General features: G+C 62.5%; 1 pseudogene. It reads left to right on the top strand.

The features are described from left to right. Positions 1-105 precede the first annotated feature (105 nt). Positions 106-2,192 (top strand): annotated as a pseudogene (locus J3476_RS27320) (hypothetical protein); the annotation flags it as partial.

The raw sequence follows: 2,192 nt of genomic DNA, 5'->3' as shown, positions 1-2,192 counted from the left end.
GTGGTGGCTACGCCGGTGGCTGCCGGGGTGGTGGGTTCGCCGGTGGTGGTGAGCCCGGTTGTGGTGATCACGGATTTGGATTCGGAGTCGTTGTCGTCGGCCACGGTGACGGTCGACGACGCTAATGACGTGCTGGGCTTTGACGCCGATCTCTTGCCTGACGACGTCACGGCTGAGTTCGTCGGTGGGGTGTTGACGTTCACCGGAGCTGCTTCGGTGTCGGAGTATCAACAGCTTTTGTCGTCGGTCAGGCTTTCTTCACAGACGGCCGGACTGAAGTCGGTCAGTTTCGCCGTCGTAGATGCCACCGACACGTCCAACGTATTACCTGCATCCACCCTCGTGACGGCGATCGGCCTACCCGCGGCGACGGTCGCTCCGGTGGTGGTGGCCACTCCAGTGGCTGGTGGAACAACGAATTCGGCGATCGTGGTGAGCTCAGTCGTCGTCATTACCGACTTGGACTCGGACATGTTGGCTTCGGCGACGGTAGCGGTGGACAACGCTGGTGATGTCATCGGCTATGACGCGGGTCTGCTACCCGGGAGTGTGTCTGCTGGCTTCTCCGGAGGAGTCTTGACGTTCACTGGGGCGGCGTCGGTGGCTGAGTATGAGCAGTTGTTGGCGTCGGTGACCTTGACCTCGGACACCGCCGAGGTTAAGACCGTGTCCTTCGCCGTGGCTGACGCATCAGGTGTGGCGAGCACTCTCCCGGCGCTCACCTTGGTGACAGTCCTCGGTTTACCCGCGACACAAATCGCTCCCGTGGTCGTGGCGGCACCCGCCGCGGCCGGAACGACCGGTTCGCCACTCGTGGTGAGTCCGGTCATCGCGATCACAGATGTGGACTCGACCGAGTTGTCCTCAGCGACTGTTTCCTTGAACGCAGATGCTGCAGCAGGCGGTGACACTTTGGGCTTCGACGCGGGTCTGGTACCGCAGGGCGTCGCTGCCAATTTCGCCAATGGCGTTCTTACGTTTACCGGTGTTGCATCGATCGCGGATTATCAGCAGCTGCTTGCTTCGGTGAGCATCACTGCCGCACATGCGGGTGTGAAGACCGTTTCCTTCGGCGTCGTCGATGCCTCGGGCACCACTAGTGGCTTGCCGGCGGCGACTCTTGTTACCGTCCTCGGCCTGCCTACTACACAGGTCGCCCCGGTTGTGGTTGCAGCAGTGGTAGCGGCGGGTACCGCCGGATCGCCGGTTGTCGTCAGCCCGGTTGTTCTGATCACTGATGTTGATTCGACTGAGTTGTCCTCGGCAACTGTGTCTCTGGACCAGAGTGATCTGGTCGTCGGAGATGTACTTGGCTTCGATGCTGATCTACTTCCCGAAGGTGTATCCGCCGAATATATCGACGGAGTACTCACATTCACTGGGCCCGCTTCTTTGATTGGGTATCAACAGCTGCTCGCCTCAGTCACGCTCACTTCCAATTCGGCAGGGGTGAAGACAGTTGGCTTCGCCGTCGTTGACGGCCAGGGGCGTCCGAGCGCACTTCCTGCGGAGACCTTGGTCACGGTGGTGGGTGCGCCGAGTACGGAGGTGGCGCCGGTGGTGGTGGCGACACCGGTGGCTGCGGGCGTCACCGGTTCGCCGGTGATGGTGAGTCCGGTGGTGGTGATCACGGATCTGGATTCGGACGTGCTGTCGGCGGCGACGGTGACGGTTGATGACGTCGGCGATGTGTTGGGTTATGACGCCGGTCTGTTGCCGGGGACGGTGTCTGCGGGATTTGCCGGTGGGGTGTTGTCGTTTACCGGTGCGGCGTCGGTGGCTGTGTATGAGCAGTTGTTGGCGTCGGTGACGTTGACTTCGAACACTGCTGGGGTGAAGACGGTGTCGTTCGAGGTGGCGGACGAGCTCGGCAGCGAAAGTGTCCTGCCGGCGGCGACGTTGGTGACGGTGGTGGGTGTGCCGGGTGCTGTGGTGGCGCCGGTGGTGGTGGCGACACCGGTGGCTGCGGGCACGACCAGCTCGCCGATTCTGGTGAGTCCGGTGGTGGTGATCACGGATCTGGATTCGGACGTGCTGTCGGCGGCGACGGTGACGGTTGATGACGTCGGCGATGTGTTGGGTTATGACGCCGGTCTGCTGCCCGCGACGGTGTCCGCGGGGTTCTCCGGTGGGGTGTTGTCGTTTACCGGGTCCGCGTCGGTGGCTGAGTATGAGCAGTTGTTGGCGTCGGT

Source organism: Mycobacterium sp. PO1 (assembly GCF_017312405.1).
In the GTDB taxonomy this organism is placed as follows: Bacteria; Actinomycetota; Actinomycetes; order Mycobacteriales; family Mycobacteriaceae; genus Mycobacterium.
The sequence above is the reverse complement of the archived record's forward strand: the minus strand, read 5'-3'. Positions and strand labels throughout refer to the sequence as shown.